28 protein-coding genes are annotated in these 25,130 nt (G+C 70.5%); 20 read left to right on the top strand and 8 right to left on the bottom strand.

Annotated elements, in window-relative coordinates; translation table 11 throughout:
- Positions 1-49: 49 nt before the first annotated feature.
- The 4 genes from C7H75_RS19740 to C7H75_RS26020 are packed head-to-tail and all read left to right on the top strand — an operon-like array spanning position 50 to position 1,958.
- Positions 50-577: a YbaB/EbfC family nucleoid-associated protein gene (locus C7H75_RS19740; RefSeq protein ID WP_081184449.1), complete on the top strand. Its 528-nt coding sequence runs from the start codon at positions 50-52 to the stop codon at positions 575-577.
- On the top strand, positions 570-884 hold the full coding sequence (locus C7H75_RS19735) for a WXG100 family type VII secretion target (protein ID WP_022597570.1): 315 nt from the start codon (positions 570-572) through the stop codon (positions 882-884). The genes C7H75_RS19740 and C7H75_RS19735 overlap by 8 nt, the downstream gene beginning before the upstream one ends.
- Complete coding sequence (locus C7H75_RS19730; protein WP_081184452.1) at positions 884-1,780, top strand: WXG100-like domain-containing protein; 897 nt, start codon at positions 884-886, stop codon at positions 1,778-1,780. The genes C7H75_RS19735 and C7H75_RS19730 overlap by 1 nt, the downstream gene beginning before the upstream one ends.
- Before the next feature lie 13 nt (positions 1,781-1,793).
- Positions 1,794-1,958, top strand: coding sequence for a hypothetical protein (locus tag C7H75_RS26020; RefSeq protein WP_022597566.1), 165 nt, complete (start codon positions 1,794-1,796; stop codon positions 1,956-1,958).
- Between the two features lie 10 nt (positions 1,959-1,968).
- Here C7H75_RS26020 and C7H75_RS19725 read toward each other — a convergent pair whose 3' ends face one another.
- On the bottom strand, positions 1,969-3,021 hold the full coding sequence (locus C7H75_RS19725; RefSeq protein ID WP_106851722.1) for a DUF2804 domain-containing protein: 1,053 nt from the start codon (positions 3,019-3,021) through the stop codon (positions 1,969-1,971).
- A 9-nt stretch (positions 3,022-3,030) separates the two neighbouring features.
- The gene (locus C7H75_RS19720; protein ID WP_005518042.1) at positions 3,031-3,780 is read right to left on the bottom strand and encodes an SDR family NAD(P)-dependent oxidoreductase; all 750 of its coding nucleotides are present in this window, start codon (positions 3,778-3,780) and stop codon (positions 3,031-3,033) included.
- Between the two features lie 325 nt (positions 3,781-4,105).
- Between C7H75_RS19720 and C7H75_RS19715 the strand changes: the two genes are divergently transcribed.
- Positions 4,106-5,407: an ROK family protein gene (locus C7H75_RS19715; RefSeq protein WP_005518044.1), complete on the top strand. Its 1,302-nt coding sequence runs from the start codon at positions 4,106-4,108 to the stop codon at positions 5,405-5,407.
- A gap of 19 nt (positions 5,408-5,426) precedes the next feature.
- Here C7H75_RS19715 and C7H75_RS19710 read toward each other — a convergent pair whose 3' ends face one another.
- The 4 genes from C7H75_RS19710 to C7H75_RS19695 are packed head-to-tail and all read right to left on the bottom strand — an operon-like array spanning position 5,427 to position 9,852.
- Complete coding sequence (locus tag C7H75_RS19710) at positions 5,427-6,680, bottom strand: Tat pathway signal protein (protein ID WP_106851721.1); 1,254 nt, start codon at positions 6,678-6,680, stop codon at positions 5,427-5,429.
- Positions 6,677-7,990: a lipase family protein gene (locus C7H75_RS19705; RefSeq protein WP_106851720.1), complete on the bottom strand. Its 1,314-nt coding sequence runs from the start codon at positions 7,988-7,990 to the stop codon at positions 6,677-6,679. Before C7H75_RS19705 ends, C7H75_RS19710 begins: the two co-directional genes overlap by 4 nt.
- Positions 7,991-8,009: 19 nt before the next feature.
- Positions 8,010-9,029, bottom strand: coding sequence for a tocopherol cyclase family protein (locus tag C7H75_RS19700; RefSeq protein ID WP_084846340.1), 1,020 nt, complete (start codon positions 9,027-9,029; stop codon positions 8,010-8,012).
- Positions 9,030-9,078: 49 nt separating this feature from the next.
- On the bottom strand, positions 9,079-9,852 hold the full coding sequence (locus C7H75_RS19695) for a PIG-L family deacetylase (protein ID WP_022597555.1): 774 nt from the start codon (positions 9,850-9,852) through the stop codon (positions 9,079-9,081).
- 119 nt (positions 9,853-9,971) lie between these two features.
- On the opposite strand from C7H75_RS19695, the gene C7H75_RS19690 reads away from it, so the two are divergent.
- The 9 genes from C7H75_RS19690 to C7H75_RS19650 all read left to right on the top strand — a co-directional run bounded on the left by C7H75_RS19690 (position 9,972) and on the right by C7H75_RS19650 (position 18,235).
- Positions 9,972-11,159 (top strand): MFS transporter, encoded by a 1,188-nt coding sequence (locus C7H75_RS19690; RefSeq protein ID WP_106851719.1) that lies wholly within the window; start codon positions 9,972-9,974, stop codon positions 11,157-11,159.
- Positions 11,160-11,182: 23 nt separating this feature from the next.
- Positions 11,183-12,064, top strand: a complete 882-nt coding sequence (locus C7H75_RS19685; protein WP_106851718.1) for an alpha/beta fold hydrolase — start codon at positions 11,183-11,185, stop codon at positions 12,062-12,064.
- 25 nt (positions 12,065-12,089) lie between these two features.
- Entirely contained in the window at positions 12,090-13,424 is a 1,335-nt protein-coding gene (mshA, locus tag C7H75_RS19680; RefSeq protein ID WP_013417014.1) for a D-inositol-3-phosphate glycosyltransferase, read from the top strand.
- The gene (locus C7H75_RS19675) at positions 13,421-13,975 is read left to right on the top strand and encodes a type III secretion system chaperone family protein (protein WP_022597549.1); all 555 of its coding nucleotides are present in this window, start codon (positions 13,421-13,423) and stop codon (positions 13,973-13,975) included. The genes mshA and C7H75_RS19675 overlap by 4 nt, the downstream gene beginning before the upstream one ends.
- Positions 13,976-14,393: 418 nt before the next feature.
- A complete protein-coding gene (locus C7H75_RS19670) occupies positions 14,394-14,723 on the top strand; it encodes a transglycosylase family protein (protein WP_005518053.1) in 330 nt (109 codons plus the stop codon).
- Between the two features lie 229 nt (positions 14,724-14,952).
- On the top strand, positions 14,953-15,237 hold the full coding sequence (locus C7H75_RS19665) for a putative quinol monooxygenase (protein ID WP_041674420.1): 285 nt from the start codon (positions 14,953-14,955) through the stop codon (positions 15,235-15,237).
- 58 nt (positions 15,238-15,295) lie between these two features.
- The gene (locus C7H75_RS19660) at positions 15,296-16,051 is read left to right on the top strand and encodes a phosphoglyceromutase (RefSeq protein ID WP_172504603.1); all 756 of its coding nucleotides are present in this window, start codon (positions 15,296-15,298) and stop codon (positions 16,049-16,051) included.
- A gap of 256 nt (positions 16,052-16,307) precedes the next feature.
- Entirely contained in the window at positions 16,308-17,549 is a 1,242-nt protein-coding gene (locus tag C7H75_RS19655; RefSeq protein ID WP_005518071.1) for a sensor histidine kinase, read from the top strand.
- The gene (locus C7H75_RS19650) at positions 17,546-18,235 is read left to right on the top strand and encodes a response regulator (protein WP_005518073.1); all 690 of its coding nucleotides are present in this window, start codon (positions 17,546-17,548) and stop codon (positions 18,233-18,235) included. Before C7H75_RS19655 ends, C7H75_RS19650 begins: the two co-directional genes overlap by 4 nt.
- A 70-nt stretch (positions 18,236-18,305) precedes the next feature.
- On the opposite strand, the gene C7H75_RS19645 is transcribed toward C7H75_RS19650, so the two are convergent.
- Positions 18,306-19,094, bottom strand: a complete 789-nt coding sequence (locus tag C7H75_RS19645) for a DUF3109 family protein (RefSeq protein WP_037086048.1) — start codon at positions 19,092-19,094, stop codon at positions 18,306-18,308.
- A 66-nt stretch (positions 19,095-19,160) separates the two neighbouring features.
- Here C7H75_RS19645 and C7H75_RS19640 point away from each other — a divergent pair, with 66 nt between their 5' ends.
- The 3 genes from C7H75_RS19640 to C7H75_RS19630 are packed head-to-tail and all read left to right on the top strand — an operon-like array spanning position 19,161 to position 22,092.
- Positions 19,161-20,114: a Ppx/GppA family phosphatase gene (locus tag C7H75_RS19640; protein WP_106851717.1), complete on the top strand. Its 954-nt coding sequence runs from the start codon at positions 19,161-19,163 to the stop codon at positions 20,112-20,114.
- Positions 20,111-21,211 carry an Rv0497 family membrane protein gene (locus C7H75_RS19635; RefSeq protein ID WP_022597531.1) on the top strand — a complete coding sequence of 367 codons (1,101 nt, stop codon included), beginning with the start codon at positions 20,111-20,113 and terminating at the stop codon, positions 21,209-21,211. Before C7H75_RS19640 ends, C7H75_RS19635 begins: the two co-directional genes overlap by 4 nt.
- 38 nt (positions 21,212-21,249) lie before the next feature.
- A complete protein-coding gene (locus C7H75_RS19630) occupies positions 21,250-22,092 on the top strand; it encodes a sugar phosphate isomerase/epimerase family protein (RefSeq protein WP_005518077.1) in 843 nt (280 codons plus the stop codon).
- 33 nt (positions 22,093-22,125) lie between these two features.
- On the opposite strand, the gene C7H75_RS19625 is transcribed toward C7H75_RS19630, so the two are convergent.
- Entirely contained in the window at positions 22,126-22,542 is a 417-nt protein-coding gene (locus tag C7H75_RS19625; RefSeq protein ID WP_172504602.1) for a hypothetical protein, read from the bottom strand.
- 114 nt (positions 22,543-22,656) lie between these two features.
- Between C7H75_RS19625 and C7H75_RS19620 the strand changes: the two genes are divergently transcribed.
- From C7H75_RS19620 to proC, 3 genes are all read left to right on the top strand, one after another.
- A complete protein-coding gene (locus tag C7H75_RS19620) occupies positions 22,657-23,316 on the top strand; it encodes a MerR family transcriptional regulator (RefSeq protein ID WP_044991387.1) in 660 nt (219 codons plus the stop codon).
- Positions 23,313-24,170, top strand: coding sequence for a thioesterase family protein (locus C7H75_RS19615; protein ID WP_022597525.1), 858 nt, complete (start codon positions 23,313-23,315; stop codon positions 24,168-24,170). Before C7H75_RS19620 ends, C7H75_RS19615 begins: the two co-directional genes overlap by 4 nt.
- Positions 24,171-24,251: 81 nt before the next feature.
- On the top strand, positions 24,252-25,067 hold the full coding sequence (gene proC, locus C7H75_RS19610; RefSeq protein ID WP_005518084.1) for a pyrroline-5-carboxylate reductase: 816 nt from the start codon (positions 24,252-24,254) through the stop codon (positions 25,065-25,067).
- Positions 25,068-25,130 lie beyond the last annotated feature (63 nt).

Raw genomic sequence — 25,130 nt, 5'->3', positions numbered from 1 at the left:
GACAGAGGGGTGCGAAGGGGTTCGCAGGGGATCGAACGGAGGGGGATCGATGATTCACAACGGAGGAGACGAGCGGCAGGAGTCGCGGCAGCGGCTGCGGGAGGGCAACACCGTCCTACGTGATCGGGTGGACACGATGCTCGAGCGGTTGCACGAGCAGACCGCGGCACTCGCGGCGGCGCAGGGGGCCGCCGCGAACCTGACGGCGGAGTGCGCGTCGGCGGACGGGTTGGTCCGGGTGACCGTGGACGCGTCCGGCACCGTGGTGTCGACGAGGCTCGATCCGGCGGCCTTCTCGCGATCCACACCGGAACGTCTCGCGGATTCGTTCAGTGCGGCAGCGCAAGCGGCGTCACGCGAGGTACGAACTCGCGCAACCGAACTGATGACTCCGGTGGCGGCGATGGCCGCGGAGTTCCCGGACCTCACCGACCTGGTCCCCGGGGCACCGAGTATTCGGAACCTCGTGCCCACGGTCGCGACCGGGTTCGCGGCCGCCACGCCGCAGGACGCCGCTGACGCCGACGACCGCCACGACTGGCGGGCGCCGATCCTGCGGGAGGCGCACCGTGACTGACGGCATGTGGATCGAGGTGGACCGGGTGCGATCGGCCGCACCACGTTTCGACCGGGTCTCCGACAACCTGGTGGACGTGCGGCGGCAGCTCGACCTCGCGCTCGACGCGGAGGGAGCGAGCTGGGGCTCCGACGCGACCGGTGCCGCCTTCGCGGCCGACTACGTGCCCGGCGCGGAGGGCGCCCTCGCCGCGCTGCGCAACCTCTCCGACGTGCTGACCGGCATCGCGGGCGGGTTGCGGGACACGGCCGCGGCGTTCGAGAACACCGACACCGGCTTCTCCCGCACACTGGGCGGGGGCCGCTGATGGGCATCGAGATCCCCGGATCGCTACGGGCCGTCGCGTCGCTGGCCTCGGGACAGGACTGGCCCGAGGCGGACGAGACATCGCTGCGCCGGCTGTCGGACGCGTGGGAATCCGTCGCGACCGACGTCGAGCGGATCGGTGCCGGTGGCGACGACGCGATGCAGGCGGCGCTCGCGGGTGTGGCCGGAGCGGTGAACCAGGCGATGACCTCGCACTGGGCGACGGTCGGTGGGAGCGACGGCGCGATCGAACAACTCGTCGGGCTGTGCCGGGAACTCGCCGATGCGTGTGAGTCCACGGCGGCCGACGTCGAGGAGGCCAAGCTCACCATCATCGCCGCACTCGTGGCGCTCGCCGCGCAGATCGCGGCGCTCACCGCGTCGGCCGTCGCCACGTTCGGTGCCAGCACCGCCGCGATCCCGGCAGCCCAGGTCGCCACGCAGCTCACGATCCGCACCATCATCACGGAACTGCTGCGCCGGGTAGCTCAGGAGGTCGCGGTGAGCGTCGTCCGGGAGGTGGCGATCGCCGGCGGCATCCAGGTGTACCAACTCGCGCAGGGGCAGCGGGACGGACTCGATTTCGGGGCGCTCGGCAAGGAAGCCCTCGGCGCCGCGGCCGAGGGTGTGGTCACCGGCCTCCTCGGCCGGGAGGGCGCCGGCGGGATGGTGCTCGACGGCGTCGAGAACGCCGGCCGCCGCGTCGCGACCGGAGTCGCCGTGGACCTCACCACCGGCGGCGTCGGCGCGGCCGCGGGCGACCTCGTCAAAGGTGAGGACGTGAGCGTGGAGAGCGTGCTGAAGGGCGCGGTCCTCGAGGCGTCCGACGGGATGCGTGAGGGCGGCCGCGTGCCCGAACCGGCATCGCCCCCATCGAGCTCGCTGAACATGAACTAGGAGGAGCGCGAACATGATTCCCGCGATTCTGCTCGTCTGTGTACCACTGTTCGTCGCACTGGTCGGGCACTCCGCGTACCGGGTGCGCCAGGCCGACCGCGAACACCGGGCGCGGATCGACGGCGTCCCGGCTCCGGCCGCGGAACCGCCGCCGCCCGCGACCTACACGGAGTGGTGACGGCGCCCGCTCACCAGCGGTTGCGGACCTCCTCGGCGAACCCGAGGAGGTCGGTCACCTCCATCCGGCTACCGTCGTCGAGCACGACATGGCCGGTGAACCGTCCGAAGACCTGATGCTGGATCGACCTCAATACCTTGAAGTCCACCGCGGCGGCGCGGTCGAGGATCGGTTCGAAAACCATCTCGAACCGGCCGTCGTTGCTCGAAAACTTCCACGGCGCACCGTCGTACGTGCCCTCGGGCAGGTGGAACATCACCCGGTCCAGCTTGTGCGCGACGCCGCCGACGAACACCATGTTCTCGCTCGCCGCGGACGTGTCACCGAAGCCGTACCCGATGTTGAAGCCGAACGGGCGGCCGTCGACGACACCCGACGCCGACCCCCAGTACCACGTGTTGTCGTACGTCCACACGCCCCGACCCCAGTCGAAGACTCCGAACGCGGACTCCGGTTCGAACACGACGGTGTCGCCGCCGACCGTCACCTGGCCGGTCGCGGGCAGACAGTTCATCTTCTGGTTGTAGTAGAAAGCCTTGGGCGCCTTCGGGAACGGCGTGGCGATCACCATTCGGGCAGGAGCGGAGCCTGCGGAGCGGCCCGAAGACGCCGTGTCGGGCCGGGCGAGACGTAGTTCGCCGCGCAGGCCGCGGCCGCCGTCGAATCCGGGGTGGTCGATGCTCAGCACGCGGCCACCCGCGTCGTGCCGGAAGGCGATCCGCATCTTCTTGTGCTCCACCACGACGTCGCCGGTGTCGGCGCTCGCGGGCAGGCCCATGCGGCCCAGCGGAAACGGCAGCATCACGTTCTCGGTGACCTCGCGCCGGTTGCGGAGGTCGAGCCAGGAGACGCCCAGCAGCCCCATGTAGCCGTTGTCGGCGACCGTCAGCGCCAAGCCGTGCTCCGGGGTGAGGACGCAGTAGTAGTCCCACTCCTTGATCCGCCACGACGGCGCCGCCACCGCCGCACGGTCGTAGCGGCGGACCTCGGCGTCGGCCCACCCGGCCTCGGCGAGGTGTCCGGATTCGTCGAGGAGCGGTCCCGGCTGCAATCGGTGCTGCATGCCGCGAGGTTAACCGGTGGTGCGGTGGAATCGTCCGGTATCGGCCTGGTCTCGTGGCTTGACGATGATCTGGTCCAGGTTCACGTGCGGCGGGCGCGACGCGACGAATCCCACGATCTCGGCGATGTCCTCCGCGATCAGCGGGGTGATGCCCTCGTAGACCTTCGCGGCGCGCTCGGCGTCGCCGTCGAACCGCACCAGGGAGAACTCGGTCTCCACGGCGCCGGGGGCGATCTCGGTGAGACGCACCGGCTTGCCGAGCAGTTCGCCGCGCAGCGTGCGGTGCAGCACGGCCTGCGCATGCTTGGCCGACGTGTAGCCCGCGCCGTTGTCGTACGCGGTGAACGCCGCCACCGACGTGACGGTGACGATCAGCCCGTCACCCGACGCGATCAGCTTCGGCAGCAGGGCCTTCGTCACGCGCAGCGTGCCGAGGACGTTGGTCTCCCACATCCACCGCCAATCGTCGAGGTCCGCGTCCATGACCGGGGCGAGGCCCTTCGCGCCGCCGGCATTGTTGACGAGCACGTCCACGCGGGGGAGGACGGCGCAGAACGCGTCCACGGAGTCCTCGTCGGTGACGTCCAGTTCGAGGGCGGTGCCGCCGATCTCCGCCGCGATCGCCTCGAGCCGATCCAGCCGCCGCGCGCCGAGCACGACGTGGAATCCCTGGCCGGCGAGGGTGCGGGCGGTGGCTTCCCCGATGCCGGAGCTGGCTCCGGTGACGACTGCGACGCGGGTGTCCAGTGGCAGGCTCATGACCCGATCGTAGTGCCGACACCCGGACGTCGTCCGGGATGGGGGAGGCCCCGGTTGCCCGCGGGATGCTAACTTGATCGTCATGTCGTCCGGCGCCACCTCCGCACCGCGGGTCACCTACGTGACCGCCGCGCTGGGTTCCCGGCTGCCGCACCCGCGGGAACTCTGTTGTCCCTGCCGCATCGCTCGCCGCTAGTTCCGCGCTGCTCACACCGTAGATCCGTGCCGGTCCACCGACGCCCTCGTCGGTAGCGATCGCCGTCGGCAGCGCGTCTCCCAGACCGCGTCGACTTCCGTCCCCTCGGGGACGAGGCAAGGACATGCCATGCTCACCGCAGCGCCTCCCGTCACCGGAAGATCTGTGACCGCCCGCACCACCAGTTCCCGTACCGTCCGCAGCACCCCGCCCCGGCCCGCGACCCGGTCGCGCATCGTGCCGCCGACCCTCGGCATCGCCGACGGCCCCGCCGCCGCGGTGTTCCGGGTGGCCGCCGCCGGTGGACCCATCTCCCGCGACGAGGCCACGCGGGCAACGGGATCGAGCATCGCGACCGTCAACCGGCATGTGTCCGCGATGATCGCGGCCGGGCTGCTGCGCGAACGCCCCGACCTCGTCGCGGCCGGCGCGGTCGGGCGGCCCCGCGTCCCGTTCGAGGTGGACCACGAATCGCACCTGACCGTCGGCATCCACATCGGTGCCGTCGTCACCAGCGTCATCACCGCCGACCTGCGTGGACGAATCCTCGGTGCAATCGAGATCCCCACCCCGCGTGGCGCGTCCGACGCCGCGCTCGCGACGATCACGGCCAGTGCGCGGGGCTTCGCGGCGCGCTGGCACCGCCGCCGGCCGCTGTGGGTCGGCGTCGCGATCGGTGGCCGCGTCGAACCCGAGACCGGACTGGTGGAGCATCCGCGGCTCGGGTGGTCGGGGGCCCGCGTCGGTGACATCGTCGGGGCGGGGTTCGGTCTCCCCGTCTCGGTGGCGGCGCACGTGGAGGCGATGGCGGCGTCCGAGTTGCTGCTCACTCCACAACGCGCCGACAACGCCGACGCGCGCGGCGGCGGACTGTACTTCTACGCCCGTGAAACCGTCGGTCTGGCACTGACACTCGACGGAAAGGTGCACACCCCCACGGCCGGTCCCGGGTCGATCGCGCACCTGCCGACGGCGTCGGACGCGCCGTGCGACTGCGGTGCGACCGGCTGCCTCGAGGCGGCGGTCAGCGACCGTGGAGTGCTGCTCGCGGCGCGACGAGCCGGGGTGCTCGCGGCCGACGGGCCGTTGCCGCCCGTGGCGACGGTCTACCGGGCCGCACGGTCGGGGTCGGCTGCGGCGCAGCAGATTCTCACCGAGCGGGCGCAGGTCCTGGGTCGGGCGGTGGCGATGGTCCGCGATCTGTTCAATCCGGACCGGGTGATCCTGGGCGGGCAGGCGTTCACCGACTACCCCGAGGCCGCACCGCAGGTGGCGCGTGCGTTGTCGGAGGCGTCCCGCGTCGCCGGCGCCGACGTGCGCATCACAGGATTCGGCAACCGTGTCCAGGAGCATGCTGCCGGCGTCGTGTCGCTGAGTTCGCTGTACTCGAACCCGTTGGCGGCGATGCGGAAGGCCACCGTCCGGGTGTGACCCTCCGCATCGCGCGGGTTCAGAAGTACTGAGCCTGCGTGGTCCGAGCCATGGACAGCAGCATCTGCGGCAGCCGCGCCAGCGCCCGCTGGTCGCCGATCTGCTGCTCCATCGGCTTGGACAGCGTCGCTCGCCACAGGTCGGGCTGAGTGTCCCTGAGCGCGCGGTACTTCGGCAGCATCTGCTCGGTGATGTACGTCCAGCGTGCGTCGCGGTCCGACCAGTTGAACGCCGGCAGCGGGGTCTGCAAACGCCACTGCGGGCCGTCGGCGGCGGTGCCCGTGAGATGACCGGCGGTCAGGACCAGCGGATCGGCCTCGCGCGGCGGGACGACGCCCGGGATCGCGGGATCGGCGGCGACGGTGCTGAGGTAGGTCAACGCCCGGCCCACCGCCCCCCGGTAGTTGCGGGCGGCGTCCCACTGCGCGCCGATCGACTGATACTGCTCGCGATACAGGAGATCCTTGTTGCCCTCGACGACCTTGTCCGGGTCGCCGGTGTCCACCTTCCGCCAGGCCTGATAGGCGTTCTCGTCGATCAGGCCGGCGTCGCGGTACTCGTCGATCGCCGTCATGCCACCGGCGAGGTAGGCCTCGTGCTGCGGGATCAGGTCCATGAAGATGTGCTTGCTCATCGCGATGACCTGCGTCTGGAAGTGGGCGATGTCGTCGGCGGTGACGACGGCACCCACCTCGAGGACCGCGCGCACGTCCTCCGGCAGGTTCGCGGTGGCCGGTGCCGCGGCGGAGTCGAGCGCGCCGACGACGGTGGCGATCGCGTCCCGCACCGCGCGGACGTCGAGCACGACGCGCCCGAGGTCGACATCCATGATGCCCGCGGCGAACGACGGCCCGGCCATGCCGCCCTGCCCGGTCCACAGGAAGTTCGGATTCTCGAGTTGCAGGCGCTCGTAGTAGCGGAACGTGTTGGCGAGGTTCTGCTCGTTCGCCGCCAGGCCCCGACCCGCGTCCCAGTTGTTCAGATCCAAGCCGGCCTTGCGAGTGGCCGTTGCGAGCCAGAACTGTTGCAGCAGAGCCTTGTACCGCGTCGGCTCGACACCCTGCGTGCGCGCCCGGTCGAGCAGGGCGCCCAGCTCGTCGGGGTCGGTCGAGAACGACGGGTTGACGCCGCCGTTCGACTCGGCGTTCTCGTTCGACAGCGGGGCGTCGAGGTAGCCGTCGAGCTTTCCGTCCAGCGCAGGGTCGGCGGTTGCCACCGCCGTCGGGACGAACAGGAGCGCGGCGGCGAGCGCGCCGGTGAGCAGTTTCCTCATCGAGTCGTCTCCTCGAACTTGCCGACGAACCAGTCGACGTTCTGCATGCCGAGCATTTCGGTGCCCACCCGGTAGGGGTCGGTCAGGACGTCGGTGACGCCGCAGTGACTCGGCTCCACCGTGACGTCGGTGCCGCCCGCGCGGTACGCGGCGATCAGGTTCTCGACGTCGGAGTAGGGGACCAGGAAGTCGTCCCGGCACGAGGTGATCAGCACCGGCGCCTTCGGTGCCTGCTGACCCATGCGGTTCTCGGCGTAGGCCCGGGCGAAGGCCGGATTGTCGGCGGGGCGCCCGTGCGTGTACAGCGCGCTCAGCGGCATGAAGGGCATCAGCAGGTAGGTCTGCTGGCACGTGCGGTTGAAGAGGTCCGCGACCTGCTTGCCGAGCGGGGTCAGCTCCCTGTCGAGGTCGATCTCGGGGTAGCGGGCCGCGTAGCCGAGGGAGTTCGCGAACACGAAGCCCGCACCGATCCCGCCGTCCGCCTTGCGTTCGAACGTGGCGCTGTCGATCACCATGGCTTGCAGCACCGTGCCGACGACGTCGAGTTCCGGCGCGTACGACGCCTGCTTCTCCGCGGCGAATCCGGCAGCTACGCCGCCGCCGGCGATGCCGTAGATCCCGATCGGGACGTCCCGCTCGAACTCGGCCTCGGGTAGCGCGATCGCGGCGCGCAGGCCGTCGAGCGTTGCGGCGCCGGAGAACTGGCCGATCGAGAACCCGTTGGGGGCGGGATCGCCGTCGTTGGCGGTGTCGCTCATCATCACGGCCCAGCCGTTGCCGAACATCTGCGCGACGGGCCCGAGCGCCGAGAACAGCGACGGGTCGTCCTGGTCGGTGCCCGTCCACTGCGCGCTCGGCATGCAGCCCGGTCCGAGGCTGTCGTTGGCCTCGGAGTAGCCGATGAGCTTGCGGTCCTGCGGTGCGGTGCCGTCCTCGGGAATCATGAGGATTCCGGTGCTCACCACCCGGGAACCGTCGAAATCGGTTGTGACGTACATCAGTTGGTACCCGCGCACGTGCGCCGGTTGCACGCCGTACACCTGGACGGTCGCCGGGCGGGCCTTGAGCAGCGTTCCGGGGGCGAGGTCGGCGACGGGTGGGGCCTGGAACCACGGATCGGTGACGGGGTGCCGGGGCCGCCACTGCTCGGGCGGCGCGATCCGGCCGTCCCGGAACGTGTCGAGCACGAACGGCCCGAACACGTCGCCCATGTCCACCGTGTCCGGTGCCGCCGCCACCGTCGGCGCGCCGACCAGCAGCGCCGCCGCGGCGACCGCGGTCGCCGCGAGTGTCGATCGAAGCCTGCGCAAGGATCCCCCCTCGAGTTCTTCAGTTCTGTGTGTCCCCGCACGCGCGTTCGCGCCGTCGGAGTTCGTCGTGCGCCCGAGAGATCCCACCCCACTCGAGCCCCGCCAGGTGTGATGCACCCGACAGACGACATCGACCATTGTGACTCAGCGTTACAGACAACCTGCCGCCGAGGTGTTCGAGCGCACCCGGGACGTTGCGGTGCTGCGCGGGCAGCGGCACCGGCAGGACGTGGGCGTCGCCGCGCCGCGCCTCGCCTCGAATCTCCACCGACCACCGGCGGCTACCACCGCTGAGCTGCCACGACTCGTCGTCCACCCGCGCCCGGACCGGGGAGAGCACCGGATTCCCGACCCGGACCACGGTGCCGTCGGGCAACGCCACGACGACAGCGGTCACCTCGGTGCGCAGCGGGCCGGCCGTGACGACACCGCCGGCGAACGCGACGCACACCCGCGGGTCGTCGAACCCCTGCGCCTGGCCCCACCACCACGCCTCGGGGAAACCACCCCGGCCCCAGTTCTTCTCGCCGTACACCTGGGCGCCGTCGAGATCCCAGCGTTCGCCGTCGACGTCGGCCCACCCCTCGGCGCGGCCCCCGAGCAGCCACGGGTGCCAGTACTGGTTGAGCGCGGGCACCGTGTGGAAGACGCTCGACCCGCCCAGCCGTCGGCGCGGCCACTCGAACCGGTCGGTGATCCGGACGTCGATGCACGCGCCCGGTCCGAGGTCCACGCGCAGACGGTCCCGAGTGCCGTGGAACGCCGAGCCCGCGAACGCGCCCAGCCCGTGCGGATCGGCGGACGCGACGGGATGTGCTGCAGTCCTGAGGAATCCGCCCGGATGCGCGCCCAGGCCCAGGGTGGCCCACGGCCCGTCGGCGGCGCGGTTGATGCCGGCGAGGGCGATCAGCACCCGGCCGGTGTCGCGTTGGGTGAAGCGCCAGAAGTAGCCCTCCATCGCCACGCCGTGCGCGGCGAGTGGATTCCCGAACGGCACGTCGGCGCCGGTCCGTCGGTAGCGCGCGAGGAGACCGGGCATGAGCCGATGCTAGGTCGGCCCGTGGTGAATCCGCAGGCAGTTGGCGCTATCAGAGGGGGAGCGCGGTCTCGGCCAGTCCGCTCGGTGCGCCGCGGCGACGGAACCACTCCTGGCCGAACGCGGCGTGCAGCTGTTCCTCCGGCATCTGCAGGAACGGGCCGAAATCGCCGATCTGCGTCTCGTGCGCGAGCATCGCGGCACGCTTGGCAGCGAGCGCGGCCGTGACGTCGACGACCGTCGTGATCTCGTCGTCGGACAGGCCGAAGGTCTCGAAGTCGGGCGGAGTCGCCTCCTCGCTCCACTCCGGGTTCGCCGCCATCATGCGTCGGATGTGGTCGCGGCTGACCGCGGCCTCGTACACGTGCGCGACGTTCGCGAGCTCGGCCGCCCGGACGCCGACATGGTGGACCTGCACGTGGTCGGGATGGCCGTAGCCGCCGTTGGGGTCGTAGATCGTCAGGACGTCCGCGCCCTCCTCGACAAGGATCTCGGCGAGGCGGGCCGCGGCGGTGTCGACGTCGACGTTGCAGAAGGCGTCCGGGTGCGCGTTCTCCGGCGTCCCGGCCATACCGGAGTCGGCGTAGTGCAGCATCACCACCCGATGCGCGCCCAGCACGGTCGTCGACGCCTCGAGTTCGCGGCGACGACGCTGCGCCAGCGTCTCGCCGTCACCGAGCAGGCCGTCCGGCACCTCGCCGAGCGCTCCGTCGGTCGCGGTCACCACCACGACCCGGTGCCCGGCGTCGGCGGCCTGGCGCATCACGCCGCCGGTCACGAAGACCTCGTCGTCGGGATGTGCATGGAAGCAGACCAGAACGCTCATGCGGAGAATGCTTACACCCCGGTCGGACCCGGGGGCAAGGGTGCGAGACTTCTCCCGACAACTGGTTACCGGCCGGCGCGGCGCGCCTCGTCGCGGATGGTTCAGGAGAGACACCGGCAATGATCGGTACGTACCGGGAGATCTTCGCCGCCCGCGGGTCGGCCGCGTTCTCCGCGGCCGGGTTCGTCGCGCGCCTGCCGATCGCGATGGTGGGCATCGGCATCGTGACCATGCTGTCGCAGTTGCGGGGTGACTACGCGGTGGCCGGTGCACTCTCGGCGGTGTTCGCCCTGTCCTACGCCGCGATCACGCCACTGGTGTCGCGCGCCGTCGACCGGTACGGGCAGCGTCGGGTGCTGCCGGCCGCATCCGCGGTGAGCGCGAGCGCGCTCGCCACGCTGCTGCTGTGTGTGCGCATCGGGGCACCCGATTTCGTGGTGTTCCTGCTCGCGATCCCGGCCGGCTGCATGCCGACGATCGGGGCGATGGTCCGCGCCCGGTGGACGGAGCTGTATCGCGGGCAACCGCAGTTGCGCACCGCGTTCGCCTTCGAGTCGGTCCTCGACGAGGTCTGCTTCATCGCCGGCCCGGTGATCTCGGTGGGTCTGTCGGTGTCGGTGTTCCCGGAGGCCGGTCCGCTGCTGGCGCTGATCCTGCTGGTGGTCGGCACGCTGGCCCTCGTCGCGCAGCGCGGCACCGAACCGGCCGTCGCCGAGCGGGACGCGCATGCCGGTGCCTCGGTGGTCCGGAACCCGGCGATCTGGGCGCTGGTGGCGGTGATGCTCGGGATGGGCACGATCTTCGGTGCCGTCGACGTCACGAGCATCGCCTTCGCGACGGACCGGGGAGCTCCCGCCGCCGCGACGATCGCGCTGGCCCTCTTCGCGGGCGGGTCCGCGGTGGCCGGCATCGTCTTCGGTGCGCTGCGTCCCGGTGCGGCGCTGCGGCGCCAGCTCGTGTTCGCCACCGTCGTCGTCGCGGTCCTGGTGTGGCCGCTGCTGCTCGTCGACTCGATCCCGATGCTCACCGCGGCACTCGCGCTTGCCGGCATCTCGATCGCGCCGACACTGATCATCGCGACGACCCTCGTGGAGGCGGTCGTCCCGCAGCACAAACTCACCGAGGGCATCACCTGGACCGTGACCGGCCTCGGCGTAGGGGTCGCCGTCGGTTCGGCGCTCGCCGGGCAGATGATCGACGGCTTCGGCACCCGGGCCGGATTCGCGGTGGTGGTGGTCGCGGGCGCGACGGCGTTGGTCGTCGCCCTGACCGCCTACCTCCTGCACCGCGCGCGCAGCGCCCGGTGACCGCGGCCCCTTAGGGTGACGCCATGGCCATTCGCGAAACCGTCAGTGCCGACGGCACCACAATCGTTTATCGAGCGTTCGGTAATGCGGCCTCCAGGCCGCTCGTCCTGATCCACGGATGGGCGCAGTCGTCGCGCTGCTGGGGCGAGCAGGTCGTCGACGCGCTGGCGGAGCGGTACCGCGTGATCGCCCTCGACCTGCGTGGACACGGCTGTTCGGACGTCCCCGCTGCGGGCTACGACGACTCCGCGAACTGGGCCGCCGACGTCGACGCGGTGCTGTCCGCGGAGGGGATCTCCGCGGGCGCGGCGCTGCTGGGCTGGTCTTACGGCGGGTTGGTGATCTGCGACTATCTCGCCGCGCACGGGACGGGAGCGGTCGACGCCGTGGTGTTCGTGGGGGCGATCACGAGCATCGGACGCGGTGAGCGCGGCGGCGCAGTGGGACCGGCGATGAAGGCCGCGATCCCTGCCGCGATGGCCGAGGACCCCGACGTCGCGGTTAGGGCCCTGGGCGGTTTCGGGACGGCGCTGACCGGTCCGCTCGGCGGCGATGCGGCCCGGGGCGCTCTGTCGCAGGCGCTGTTCGGTGCAAGCCTGTCCACCCCGCCGCGGGTGCGGTCGGCGCTGTTCCGGCGGGCTGCGAGCCACGACGACGTGCTGCGCGCCCTCGACGTCCCCGCCCTGGTGCTGCACGGCACCGCCGACGCTGTCGTCGACGTCTCTGCAGGTGAGCACGCCGCCGAGCTGATCCCGCAGGCCCGTGTGTCGTACTGGGAGGGTTGCGGGCACGGCCCGTTCGTCGAGGATCCGGCGCGGTTCGTGAGCGAGGTCGACGGATTCCTGTCGGACCTCGGGGAGGGTGTCCCGGTCGGCGAGAACAGCGCGGGCGCAATTACCTCCTGACAGAGCGACAGGGCAGTATGGACGCGTGACACCCAAGCACAGTGCGACGCCGAGACGGGTCGCGGTTCTGTCCGTACACACGTCGCCGCTGGCCCAGCCGGGCACCGGCGATGCGGGTGGAATGAACGTGTACGTGCTGCAGACCGCCATCCAGCTGGCCCGCCGCGGTGTCGAGGTCGACATCTTCACCCGCGCCACGTCGTCGGCCACGCCGGTCGTGCAGGACGCGGCGCCGGGTGTGCGGGTGCGCAACGTCGCGGCCGGCCCGTACGAGGGTCTCGACAAGCACGAACTGCCCACGCAGCTGTGCGCGTTCGCTGCCGGTGTGCTGCGGGAAGAGGTTCGGCACGAGCCCGGCCACTACGACCTCGTGCACTCGCACTACTGGCTGTCCGGGCAGGTCGGCTGGCTGGCCCGCGACCGGTGGGGGGTGCCGCTGGTGCACACCGCGCACACCCTGGCCGCCGTGAAGAACGCATCGCTCGCGGAGGGCGACACCCCCGAGCCGGCCGCCCGGCAGATCGGTGAGCAGCAGGTGGTCGCGGAGGCCGACCGGCTCACCGCCAACACCGTCGACGAGGCCGCGCAGCTCACCGCCACGTACGGCGCTTCGGCGGACAAGATCGACATCGTCGCGCCGGGCGCCGACCTGACGCGCTACCGGCCCGGCGACCGTCTCGCCGCCCGCGCTGCGCTCGGCCTCGACCCGTCCGAGACCATCGTGACGTTCGTCGGCCGGATCCAGCCGCTCAAGGCTCCCGACGTGCTGCTGCGCGCCGCGGCCGAGGTGGCCGGCCGGCGTCCGGACCTGCCGCTGCGGGTACTGGTGGTGGGCGGACCGTCCGGTACCGGGCTCGACCGACCCGATTCGCTGATCGAGCTGGCCGCGGCGCTCGGCATCACCGCGCGGGTGACGTTCCTGCCGCCCCAGCCGCCCGACCGGCTCGCCGACGTGTATCGCGCGTCGGATCTCGTTGCGGTACCGAGCTATTCGGAATCGTTCGGGCTCGTCGCGATCGAGGCACAGGCGTGCGGAACGCCGGTGATCGCTGCCGACGTGGGCGGTCTCGGTGTGGCCGTGCGCGACGGCCTGACAGGCATGCTCGTCCAGGGGCATCGCATCGACGACTGGGCGGCGGCGCTCGAGTCGCTCGTCGCGTCGCCGGACCGACTCGACGAACTGGCGGCCCGCGCGCCGCGGCACGCCGAGAACTTCTCGTGGGAGCACACGGCGGACGCGCTGCTCGCCAGCTATCGGGCCGCGACCGCGATGTATCACCGGGCGGAGGGCGGCGAACTCTGGCAGCGTAGGCCACGCGGGTTGTGGAAATTGCGTCGGACGAGCGGAGTGCGAGCGTGAGCGAACAGGAACCGACGGCGGACGCCGTCAGCGGCATCATCGATGCAGCCCTGAAGGAACGCGAACTGGACTACAGCCGCCGGGGCGAGAACCAGTTCGTCGTGGAACTGCCGGGCGAGCACAAGCTGAAGACGACCACACTGCTCACGGTCGGCAACCACGGCGTCCGAGTCGAGGCGTTCGTGTGTCGCAAGCCGGACGAGAACTTCGAAGGCGTCTACAAGTACCTGCTGCGCCGCAACCGCCGGCTGTACGGGGCCTACTACACGATCGACAAGATCGGCGACATCTATCTGGTGGGCCGGATGTCCGCGCACGCGGTGACCGGCGCCGAACTGGACCGAGTGCTGGGCTCGATCCTCGAGGCCGCGGACGGCGACTTCAACACGCTGCTCGAGTTGGGATTCGCGTCGTCGATCAAGCGCGAGTGGGCCTGGCGGGTGTCGCGGGGCGAATCGCTCGCGAACCTCGAGCCGTTCAAGCACCTCGTCGAGGATGCGCAGGACGCACCGAGTGGAGCCGGATGGGGTCCCGATCCCCGGTCGCAGTAACGACTCGCGGGCGGCCCGGCCCGTTATCCGGCCGAGATTTCGTGACCGCGTTCACTAGATCCGAGTGACCTGAGTCACATTACGGTTATGCAACGACGCCGGTACTCGACGGCAATTCTGCACCGCTGAGCTGCGACTTTTACCAGCTCATGGCGTATTTCACGTACGGGTGTCCCACAAAATCGACCCGTGACCTTTCCGTAATCGGTGCCTACGGTTGTAACCAGCTCGAGACGAACGAACTCGAGAAGCAACAACCGCAAGGAAGCAAGACCCCGACCCGCCGCCGCCGGCTCTGCCCCGCGGGATCGGACGGAGCAAGACCTTCGAGGGGCAGAAGCGAGGCCCAACCCGAGCCCGGATCGACGTCGTCGTCCGCAGGCCGCCTCGCCCGCAATACGGAGAGGATCCACCCCCCATGGCCAAGTTCGACATCAAGCGCACCATCGGTACCGTCGCCGCGACCGCGGCCCTCGTCGCCGCCCCCTTCGCCCTGAGCACCGGCACCGCCAACGCCGCCTCCGGCAACTGGGACGCCGTCGCGCAGTGTGAGAGCAGCGGCAACTGGGCCGCCAACACCGGCAACGGCTTCTACGGCGGCCTGCAGTTCACCGCGAGCACCTGGCAGTCGTTCGGCGGCTCGGGCATGGCCCACCAGAACTCGCGCGAAGAGCAGATCCGCGTCGCCGAGAACGTCCTGGCCGGTCAGGGCCGCGGTGCATGGCCGGTGTGCGGTCAGTACCTCTGATCGACCACCGAGTTCGACAGTGGGGCTGGGCTGAGCCCCCGCGGACGAGCTGAAGGGTCCCTTTGTGCGCTACCAGCGCACGAAGGGACCCTTCAGCCATTCTGGGGCGAGCGGGGGCGCGGGTGCTGGATCTCCCGTCGGGCGGGAGGTTCTCTGCCGCAAGGTGTCTGGCGCCTCCTACGGTGTGGCGGCCGGGCGGTCCGGTCCGTTCACGAGAGGACGCGTCGAGATGCAGACCGCCTTCATCCGAGTGACGGTCCGGCCCGACCACGCCGACCGGGATGCTCGGGCAATGCTGGACCTGGTAGAGCCGACGCTCGGCGAGCCGGGCTGTATCGCCTACGAGTTCTGCCACGACCTCGACGACCCCGGCCTCCTCCACTGCTTCGAGCACTGGAAGACCTGTCAGGCGCTCGACGATCATGCCAGCACCGCGCACATGCGGGCGTTACTGGACGAGTTCGGTTCCGCTGATCGAACGCTGGGATTCGCACCACACCTCAGCCTGTCCTGACGCGGCACCGGAGTGCGCACCGACGGCTGTCGCAGGCGTCCGAGTGCGTCATGCCAGGATTGGGGGTATGAGTACCGGAACACTTGTGCTGCTCCGCCACGGCGAGAGCGAATGGAACGCGCTGAACCTGTTCACCGGCTGGGTGGACGTGCACCTCACCGACAAGGGCATGGCCGAGGGCAAGCGTGCCGGTGAACTGCTCGCCGAGCACAACCTGCTCCCGGACGTGCTCTACACGTCGCTGCTGCGTCGCGCGATCAGCACCGCGAACCTCGCGCTCGACGCCTGCGACCGCCACTGGATCCCCGTCATCCGCGACTGGCGCCTCAACGAGCGTCACTACGGCGCGCTGCAGGGCAAGAACAAGGCCCAGACCAAGGCCGAGTTCGGCGAGGACCAGTTCATGCTGTGGCGTCGTAGCTACGACACCCCGCCGCCGCCCATCGAGGCCGGTAGCGAGTACAGCCAGGACCAGGACGTGCGCTACGCCGCCCTGCCCGAGGTCCCGCTGACCGAGTGCCTGCTCGACGTCGTCAAGCGTCTCGTCCCGTACTGGGAGGAGACCATCGCGGCCGACCTGAAGGCGGGCAAGACCGTCCTGGTCACCGCGCACGGCAACTCGCTGCGCGCACTCGTCAAGCATCTCGACGGCATCTCCGACGAGGACATCGCGGGTCTGAACATTCCGACGGGCATCCCGCTGCGCTACGACCTGGACGAGAACCTGAAGCCGCTCAACCCGGGTGGCACCTACCTCGATCCGGCGGCCGCCGCGGCCGGTGCCGCGGCCGTCGCGAACCAGGGCGCCAAGTAGTTCCAGGCAGTCCTCGGCGGTTCTCTCTCGACCCCGCGTTTCGCGCACTTGTCGCGACGACGGCCCCTCCCGGCCGGCGTCAAGTGCGCGAAACGCGGGGTTTTCCGTGCCCGGAACGCGATGAGTGCGCAAAACGCGAGAGGACCGGGAAACAAACGGTGAACAGGTGGATAACGCCAGCTCTCGGGCCTGTGACGTGCGAGAAAACGGTCACACCCGCCTTCGTGCGTCGTCCGTGCGAACGTACGATTCACGTGTGACTGTTGTTCAGGCCGTAATCTTGGCCGTCGCGACCGCGATCGTCGGTTACGTCGTCGGCGGGGTCGTCGTTCCCCGACTGAGCAGGCGTCACGCCGAGCGGCAGAAGGCCCAGGCGGGCTTGACGATGTCCCAGGTGCTCGACCTGATCGTTCTCACCTCGGAGAGCGGCATCGCGGTCGTCGACAAGTTCAACGACGTCGTGTTGGTCAATCCGCGGGCCGAGGAGCTCGGGTTGGTCCGCAACCGCATGCTCGACGACCGAGCGTGGGTCGCCGCCACCGAGGTGCTCGCGAAGGGCGAGCCCGTCGAGGTCGACCTGACTGCGCGGACGCCACAACGCGGACGCGACAAGATCGCCGTGCGCGGCGTCGCGCGACTGCTGAGCGAGGAGGACCGCCGCTTCGTCGTGGTGTTCGCCGACGACGACTCCGAGCAGGTCCGCATGGAGGCCACGCGCCGTGACTTCGTCGCCAACGTGAGCCACGAACTCAAGACCCCCGTCGGCGCGATGGGTCTGCTCGCGGAGGCGCTACTCGAATCGGCCGACGACCCCGACTCGGTCCGCTACTTCGGTCAGCGGGTGCTGAGCGAGTCCGCCCGCCTGGGCAACATGGTCACCGAACTGATCGCGCTGTCGCGTCTGCAGGGGGCGGAGAAACTGCCCGACCTCGAGGTGGTGGACGTCGACGACGTCATCGCCGAGGCTCTGCGCCGGTCCAGCGTGGCCGCCGAGGCCGCCGACATCACCGTCCACGCCGACGCCCCGAGCGGGCTCGAGGTGATGGGCGACCGCACCTTGCTCGTGACGGCCCTGTCGAACCTGGTCGAGAACGCCATCGCCTACTCGCCGAAGGGCACCCCGGTCTCGGTGAGCCGCACCGTCCGCGGCGACGACGTCGCGATCGCGGTCACCGACCGCGGCATCGGCATCGCCAAGGAGGACCAGGAACGCGTCTTCGAGCGGTTCTTCCGCGTCGACAAGGCCCGCTCCCGCGCCACCGGCGGCACCGGGTTGGGACTGGCGATCGTCAAGCACGTCGCCGCCAACCACAACGGATCCATCGACCTGTGGAGCCGGCCCGGCACCGGGTCCACGTTCACCCTGCGGATCCCCGCCCACTTCGAGACCGTTCCACCCGAGCCCGCCGCGGCGGGCGAGAACCGTGATTCATCGATGATCGACAAGAAGGCCGCGGCGCGAGGCGCCGCCGCCACGAGCCTGGAGGCCAACCGTTGACGAGTGTGCTGATCGTGGAGGACGAGGAATCGCTGGCCGATCCGCTCGCGTTCCTGCTCCGCAAGGAGGGCTTCGAGACGACCGTCGTCGGTGACGGTCCGTCCGCGCTGGCCGAGTTCGAGCGCTCCGGCGCCGACATCGTCCTGCTCGACGTCATGCTGCCCGGCATGAGCGGTACGGATGTCTGCAAGCAGTTGCGGGCGAAGTCGTCGGTGCCGGTCATCATGGTCACCGCCCGCGACAGCGAGATCGACAAGGTGGTCGGTCTGGAACTCGGCGCGGACGACTACGTCACCAAGCCGTACTCGGCTCGCGAACTCATCGCCCGCATCCGCGCGGTGCTGCGCCGCGGAGCGGACAACGAGGCCGCCACCGACGTGGACGACGGCGTCCTCGCGGCCGGCCCGGTCCGGATGGACGTCGAGCGGCACCTGGTGCATGTGAACGGCGACCCGGTCACGTTGCCGCTCAAGGAGTTCGACCTGCTCGAGTATCTGCTGCGCAACTCCGGCCGGGTGCTCACCCGCGGCCAGCTGATCGACCGGGTGTGGGGCGCCGACTACGTGGGCGACACCAAGACCCTCGACGTCCACGTCAAGCGGTTGCGCGCCAAGATCGAGGGCGATCCGGGCAAGCCGAAGCACCTGGTCACGGTGCGCGGCCTGGGGTACAAGCTCGAGGAGTGAGCTTTCCGTGGCCGAATGTCACACGCGTCCAGTCGGGCTGAGCGCGTGTGACATTCGGCCGCGCGGGCGGTCAGTCGCGCTGCGCCTTCGCCTGCGCGGCGGTGGTCGCGGGGTGCACCGCGATGAGGCCCAGTCCCTCGCGGCGGCGGCAGAGCGACGCGAGTTCGTCGTACGCGGCCTTGCCCAACAGTTCGGTCAGTTCCGGGGCGTACGACTGCCACACCGGACGGGTGCCGACGTGCGCGTCGGGCGAGCCCGAGCAGTACCACGTCAGGTCCTCGCCGCCCTCGCCCCAGCCGCGACGGTCGTACTCGGTGATCGTGGTCTCGAGGATCTGCTCGCCGTCGGGCCGGTCCACCCACTCCTGGGTGCGGCGGATCGGCAGCTGCCAGCACACCTCGGGCTTCACCTCGAGCGGCTCGATGCCCTTGCGCAGCGCCATCTGGTGCAGCGCGCATCCGATGCCGCCGGGATGTCCGGGGCGGTTGAGGAAGATGCACGCGCCCTTGTACTTGCGGGTGCGCAACGCGGGCTCGTCCTCGAGATCGTCCTCCTCGAGGTACCCCTTCTTCCCGAGACCCTTCTCCATGAACTGCCAGTCGTCCGGTGTGAGCATCCTCACCGCGTTGTCGAGCTTCTCGCGGTCCTCGTCGTCACACAGGAAAGCGCCGTGCGAGCAGCAGCCGTCGTCGGGGCGATCGGCGACCGTGCCCTGGCATGCGGGGGTGCCGAACACGCAGGTCCAGCGCGAAAGAAGCCACGTCATGTCGGCCTTGATGGTGTGCTCGGCGTTCTCCGGATCGACGAACTGCACCCACTCGCGCGGGAAATCGAGATCTACTTCCGGCGCGGGAGCCAACTTGTGGGACCTGTCGGTGCTGCCTGCTGTCACAGTGCCCGACGGTAGACCCAGTACCGTAACCGTGTGCGCCTTGGGGTACTCGACGTCGGAAGCAACACCGTCCACCTGCTCGTGGTGGACGCACATCGTGGTGGGCACCCCACCCCGATGAGTTCGACGAAAGCCGCTCTACGGCTTGCGGAGAACACGGACGACCGCGGGGACATCACCGCGGTCGGTGCCGACCGGTTGGTCGAGACGGTGGGCGATTTTGCCGGTATCGCCAGGTCGTCGGGGTGCGGTGAGCTGATGGCCTTCGCGACGTCGGCCGTGCGCGACGCCAACAACTCCGAGGCCGTCCTCTCCCGCGTGCGCGCCGAGACCGGCGTGAACCTCGAGGTGCTCTCCGGCGTCGACGAGGCGCGGCTGACCTTCCTCGCGGTGCGCCGCTGGTACGGGTGGAGCGCCGGGCGCATCCTCAACCTCGACATCGGCGGTGGTTCGCTCGAGCTGACGTGCGGCGGCGACGAGGATCCCGACGTCGCGTTCTCGCTGCAACTCGGCGCCGGACGGCTCACCCGGGACTGGCTCCAGGAGGATCCCCCGGGCAAGCGCCGTGTCGCCGTGCTGCGCGACTGGCTCGACGCCGAACTGGCCACCCCCGCGAAGGAGTTGCGCGCCGCGGGCGCCGCGGACCTGCGCGTCGGCACCTCCAAGACCTTCCGATCCCTCGCCCGCCTCACCGGCGCAGCGCCTTCCGGTGCAGGTCCGCGCGTCAAGCGCACCCTCACCGCGAGCGGGCTGCGGCAGCTGATCGCGTTCATCTCACGGATGACGACGGCGGACCGTGCAGAATTGGAGGGCGTGAGCTCCGACCGTTCCCAGCAGATCGTCGCCGGGGCTCTCGTTGCGGAGGCCAGCATGCGCGCGCTGGGGATCGACACTCTCGAGATTTGCCCGTGGGCACTGCGTGAGGGTCTGATTCTTCGCAAGCTCGATACGGACATGGGTGGAGAACTGGTGGTGAGCGCTCGATGACTGAGCCCGAAGGCGACAGCCAAGCAATCTCGGTTGCAGAACTGCTGGCCCGCAACGGCCAGCGCGTCGGTGCCGGTGGCGGCGGACGCCGTCGTCGCGGTGTGAAGGGCGGCATCTCCGTCGCGGAGCTGACCGGCGAGTTCCAGGCCGTCCGTGCCGCGACGCCGGAGACGCCCGACGCGGAGACCCCCGACACGCAGGCTCCCGACACGCAGGCTCCCGAGGCGACGACTCCAGAGACGAAGGCGCCGGCGGCGGAGGCCCCTGTCGACGACGCTCCCGCCCCCGAGACTCCTGCCGTCGAGTCGACCGCGGTCGCCGAGCCGAAGAAGAAGCCCGAGTCGGAGAAGCCCGAGTCCTCGGACGAGAAGGGCGCCAAGGACTCGAAGGACTCGAAGGACGCGAACGCCACTGTCGCCTTCTCGTCGGCCGACGCCGTCGCAGCCCGTAAGGACGCGGACGCTGCCGACAAGGCGGACGAGAACACCGACGCGGCCGGCAAGGACGCCGCCGCGAAGGCCGAAGAGACCCCGACCCTGATCTCGCGAGCCGTCGAGGCCGACGATCACAGGGCCGACGACCGCAAGGCCGACGATCACAAGTTCGACTCCGGTTGGCGGTCGGCGGCGACCACGGTCCTCGAGCCCGTCCCGGCGCAGCCCCTCGCGCACAGTGTGGACCCGGAGCCGCGGCTGCTCTCGGGCCAGAGCGTCGCCGGCGATCTGCTCCGACGGAACGACGCGGCAGCGCCCGCTCAGGCAGAGGCCGCTGCGGCGGACACCGACCTCGACGACGAGAGCCCCGCCGACCCCGAGGACCTGCCCGAGGAGGCGAGCGCCGCGAAGCAGTGGGCGGTGCTGCTGGGGCAGGGTGCTGTCGCGGTCGTCGCGGGCGCGCTGATGTTCAAGGGCTTCGAGAAGCTGTGGGACATGCTGCCGATGGTGGCGCTGATCCTCGCGGTCCTGGTGATCGTCGGACTGGTGGCGATGGTGCGGATCCTGCGCCGTACCGACGACATCGCGAGCCTGGTCATCGCCGTCGTCGCGGGTGTGTTCGTGACACTCGGGCCCCTGGCCTTCCTGCTCAGCACGAGCTGACCGGACACGGGCGGAGCGGGATCGTGGGGAGGGCGCGCATGTCGGACCGGAAGGTCCTCGTCGGACTGTCCACTGCGTCCGTCTACCCGGAGAACACCGAGGCGGCCTTCCGCTACGCGGCGGAGGTCGGCTACGACGGCGTCGAGCTCATGGTGTGGGCCGAATCCGTCAGCCAGGACATCTCCGCCGTCAAGCGTCTGGTCCGCAAGTATGCGGTGCCCGTACAGGCCGTCCACGTGCCGTGCTTGTTGATCTCCCAACGGGTGTGGGGTGCGGACCCGGTCGCGAAGCTGGACCGGTCGGTGGAGGCCGCGGAGGCGCTGGGCGCGTCGAACGTCGTGGTGCACCCACCGTTCCGGTGGCAGCGTCGGTACGCCGACGGATTCGCCGAACAGGTCGAGCGTCTCGAGGAGAAGACCGGGGCGATCGTGGCCGTGGAGAACATGTTCCCGATGCGCGCCGACAGCTTCTTCGGCGGCAAGGAGCGGAGCGCGGAGCGTCTGCGCAGGCGCGGCGGCCCGGGTGCGGCCCTGTCCGCGTTCAGCCCGTCGTACGACCCCACCGACTCCGGTTACCGGCACTACACGCTCGACCTCTCGCACACCGCGACCGCGGGTATGGATGCACTCGAGCTGGCCGACCGGATGGGCAGCGGGCTCTCGCACCTGCATCTGGCGGACGGCCGCGGTGCCTCGGTCGACGAACACCTCATCCCCGGCCACGGGAGTCAGCCGTGCGTCGAGGTGTTCCGGCATTTGCGCGACAGTGGCTTCGGCGGACAGGTGGTCGTCGAGATCAACACCCAGAACGCTCGGACCCGACCGGAGCGGGCGTCGATGCTCGGCCAGGCCCTCAGCTTCGCCCGCGCGAACCTGCGCTGACTCCGGCCGGCTGCTGCCCACGTCGGCCGGTTCCTACAGCGCGGACACGCCCGCGCCGATCACCGTGATCCCCGAGATCACCAGGCCCGTCACCAGGCAGGCCGCGCCCAGCCAGATCGCCGCGACCATCGGTCCGGGCTTCGCCGGATCCCGGCCGAGGACCGACAGGAAGAACCCGGCAGGGATGAAGATCGCGGCGACGAGGACCGCGATCGCGCCGGCCGCGGACCACCCGGGACTGGCGTCGACGACCGCGGTGAGCGTCGCCAGCAGGATGCCCAGCGTGACCAGCACCCCCGCGTGGGCGTGACCGGCGCGGAAGAAGCTCTTCTGCAGGGCGTTGGCGCCCTGGTCGCCCGCGAGGATGCGGAGCAGGAACGCGCCGCCGGACGCGATACCCACCACGGTGAGCACGGTGACGCCGACGACGATCGTGAGAACGGGATCCATCATGGGAGCTCCTGGGGGTGGGGTAGGCTCGATCCCAGATTGGATAGTTCAACTATCCAATCGGGTTTCATGGTCGACCCGGTGCGGCCGGGTGTCAAGCAGGAGAGGCTCGACGTGCGGGTGTCCGAACTGGTCGCGGTCAGCGGCGTGCCGCTCGCGACCGTCAAGTACTACCTGCGCGAGGGACTGCTGATGCCCGGCGCGGCGAGCAGTGCGACGCAGGCCGAATACGGTGAGCAGCACGTGCGGCGCCTCGCACTCGTCAAGGCGCTCGCCGGCGTCGGACTGCCGCTCGGCAGGATCCGCACGATCGTCGGACTCGTCGACCACCCCGCCGACACCGTCTTCGAGACGATCGGGCGGGCGCTCGCCGCGCTTCCGCCGTACCCCGCCGAGGGGGAGGAGCGGTCCGGCGACTACCCGCGGGCCCGCGCCGTGCTCGAACGTCTGGGGCAGGTGTACGAACCGGCGTATCCCGTTGTCGCGCAGCTCGAACGGGCGCTGGCGGCGGCCGAGGACGTCGGCATCCGGATGACCGACGAGCGGCTCGACGCCTACGCGCGGCACGTCCGCGGTATCGCCGAGATCGACCTGGACCTCATGCCCACGGACTCTGCGGAATCCGCGATCGAGTACGCCGTCCTCGGAACCGCGATCTACGAACCCGTGCTGGCCGCGCTGCGCCGGCTCGCCCACCAGGACATCGGTGCGGCTCGCTTCGCGGGCCGCACCTTCGACGACTTCGACACCCCCGACAGACAGGACCAGCCGTGACCACTCACCCGTTCCGGGACCTGACCACCGTCACCCCGAGCGGTACCGGTGCCGACGGCCGGTACTCGGCCCACATCGACCCGATCTGGACCATCGGACCCAAGGTGCACGGCGGCTGCATGATGGCCGTCTGCGCGGCCGCGGCCCGGCGCGAGCTGACCGCGACCGCGCCGTCGGACATGCCCGTCGATCCGGCCGTCCAGTCGCTCGCCGTGAGCGCCAACTATCTCGCCGCACCCGACCCCGGCGACGTCGACATCGTCGCAACCGTGCGCAAGCGGGGCCGTCAGGTCTCGCTCGTCGACGTCGAGCTGTCCCAGAACGGTCGCCCGGCCGTGCACGCCGCGGTGACGCTGGGCGTCCCCGACGCGGGGGAGCCGCACTACGCGCAGGAGCAGGCGCTCGCGCAACTGCCCGCCGAGCCGCCCGCCGAGGCGCACGCGCTCGTCGCCGACCATCCGATGGCGCAGATCGTGCACGTCTCGCAGGGCTGCGATCTGCGGGTCGACGGCGCGTCGGCGCATTTCCTCAGCGGCAGGCAGGGCGAACCCGAGGTCCGGATGTGGGCGCGGCCGTGGGCCGACGACGAGCAGGACCCGGCCACCGCGGCGCTGTTCGCGATCATGACCGGCGACATCTGTGCGCCGGTCACCATGAACCGCGGCATCTTCGGCTGGGCGCCCACCGTCCAGCTGACGACGTACCTTCGGCGCCGTCCCGCGCCGGGCTGGCTGCGCGTCATGGCGAGCTCGACGGTGTTGGGGGACACGTGGTTCGAGGAGGACCACACGGTGCTCGACTCCACCGGCGCGGTCGTCGTGCAGAGCCGTCAGCTCGCGATGATCCCGCGGTAGGCGCCTTCGGCGCCTGTGCGCCTTTTCGGTAGTGGGGGCTACCGAAAAGGCGCACGGGCACGCAGTGCCTAAGCTGTCCGCATGACGAGAATTGCGGTGATCGGTGGCGGCAAGATCGGTGAGGCGCTGGTCTCTGGGCTGTTGCAGGGTGGTCACGCGACCCGTGACCTGGTGGTCGCCGAGCAGTACGAGCCTCGCGCCGAGGAACTGGCCGCGGCCTACTCGATCCGGGTGACGACCCCGGAGGACGCGGCCGAGGGTGCGGACGTCATCGTCGTGGCGGTCAAGCCCACCGACGTCGACTCGGTGCTGGCTGCGCTGTCGAAGGTCGACCTCGACGGTGAACGTGAACAGATCATCGTCTCGCTCGCCGCGGGTATCTCCACGGCTCGGTACGAGTCGAAGCTGCCGGCCGGTTTCCCGGTCGTGCGGGTGATGCCGAACACCCCGATGCTCGTCGGGCAGGGTGCCAGTGCCATCGCGCCGGGACGACACGTCAAGCCCGAGCACCTCGACCTGGTCCGCGGGATCCTCGCGACGGTGGGCGCCGTCACCACCGTGCCGGAGTCGCAGATCGACGCCGTGACCGCGGTATCCGGTTCCGGACCGGCGTACTTCTTCCTCGCGGCCGAGGCCATGATCGACGCCGGCGTCTCCCTCGGCCTGACCCGCGCGACGGCGAGCGAACTCGTCGTGCAGACGATGATCGGTTCGGCCGCGATGCTCGCGGAGTCGGGCGAGAGCGCGAACGACTTGCGCGCCGCCGTCACCTCGCCCGGCGGTACCACCGCGGCCGCGGTACGCGAACTCGAGCGGTGCGGGCTCCGGACCGCGTTCTACGAGGCCCTCGCGGCAGCGCGCGACCGGTCGGCGGAACTGGGCGTCGCCCCCGAATGATCTGCGGGTCGGGCCGGCGCGGTGAGCGTCGGCCCGCCGCGGTGACGCGCGCCTGTCCACGAC

This window comes from Rhodococcus (subgen. Prescottella) equi (assembly GCF_003013675.1).
GTDB classification, from domain to species: Bacteria; Actinomycetota; Actinomycetes; order Mycobacteriales; family Mycobacteriaceae; genus Prescottella; species Prescottella equi.
The sequence above is the reverse complement of the archived record's forward strand: the minus strand, read 5'-3'. Positions and strand labels throughout refer to the sequence as shown.

Bases quoted from the DNA above. Each gene is read 5' to 3' on its own strand.
- C7H75_RS19740 (WP_081184449.1), top strand. From the start codon at position 50: ATGATTCACAACGGAGGAGACGAGCGGCAGGAGTCGCGGCAGCGGCTG.
- C7H75_RS19730 (WP_081184452.1), top strand. From the start codon at position 884: ATGGGCATCGAGATCCCCGGATCGCTACGGGCCGTCGCGTCGCTGGCC.
- C7H75_RS26020 (WP_022597566.1), top strand. From the start codon at position 1,794: ATGATTCCCGCGATTCTGCTCGTCTGTGTACCACTGTTCGTCGCACTG.
- C7H75_RS19725 (WP_106851722.1), bottom strand. From the start codon at position 3,021: ATGCAGCACCGATTGCAGCCGGGACCGCTCCTCGACGAATCCGGACAC.
- C7H75_RS19720 (WP_005518042.1), bottom strand. From the start codon at position 3,780: ATGAGCCTGCCACTGGACACCCGCGTCGCAGTCGTCACCGGAGCCAGC.
- C7H75_RS19715 (WP_005518044.1), top strand. From the start codon at position 4,106: ATGCTCACCGCAGCGCCTCCCGTCACCGGAAGATCTGTGACCGCCCGC.
- C7H75_RS19710 (WP_106851721.1), bottom strand. From the start codon at position 6,680: ATGAGGAAACTGCTCACCGGCGCGCTCGCCGCCGCGCTCCTGTTCGTC.
- C7H75_RS19700 (WP_084846340.1), bottom strand. From the start codon at position 9,029: ATGCCCGGTCTCCTCGCGCGCTACCGACGGACCGGCGCCGACGTGCCG.
- C7H75_RS19695 (WP_022597555.1), bottom strand. From the start codon at position 9,852: ATGAGCGTTCTGGTCTGCTTCCATGCACATCCCGACGACGAGGTCTTC.
- C7H75_RS19690 (WP_106851719.1), top strand. From the start codon at position 9,972: ATGATCGGTACGTACCGGGAGATCTTCGCCGCCCGCGGGTCGGCCGCG.
- C7H75_RS19685 (WP_106851718.1), top strand. From the start codon at position 11,183: ATGGCCATTCGCGAAACCGTCAGTGCCGACGGCACCACAATCGTTTAT.
- C7H75_RS19670 (WP_005518053.1), top strand. From the start codon at position 14,394: ATGGCCAAGTTCGACATCAAGCGCACCATCGGTACCGTCGCCGCGACC.
- C7H75_RS19665 (WP_041674420.1), top strand. From the start codon at position 14,953: ATGCAGACCGCCTTCATCCGAGTGACGGTCCGGCCCGACCACGCCGAC.
- C7H75_RS19635 (WP_022597531.1), top strand. From the start codon at position 20,111: ATGACTGAGCCCGAAGGCGACAGCCAAGCAATCTCGGTTGCAGAACTG.
- C7H75_RS19630 (WP_005518077.1), top strand. From the start codon at position 21,250: ATGTCGGACCGGAAGGTCCTCGTCGGACTGTCCACTGCGTCCGTCTAC.
- C7H75_RS19625 (WP_172504602.1), bottom strand. From the start codon at position 22,542: ATGGATCCCGTTCTCACGATCGTCGTCGGCGTCACCGTGCTCACCGTG.
- proC (WP_005518084.1), top strand. From the start codon at position 24,252: ATGACGAGAATTGCGGTGATCGGTGGCGGCAAGATCGGTGAGGCGCTG.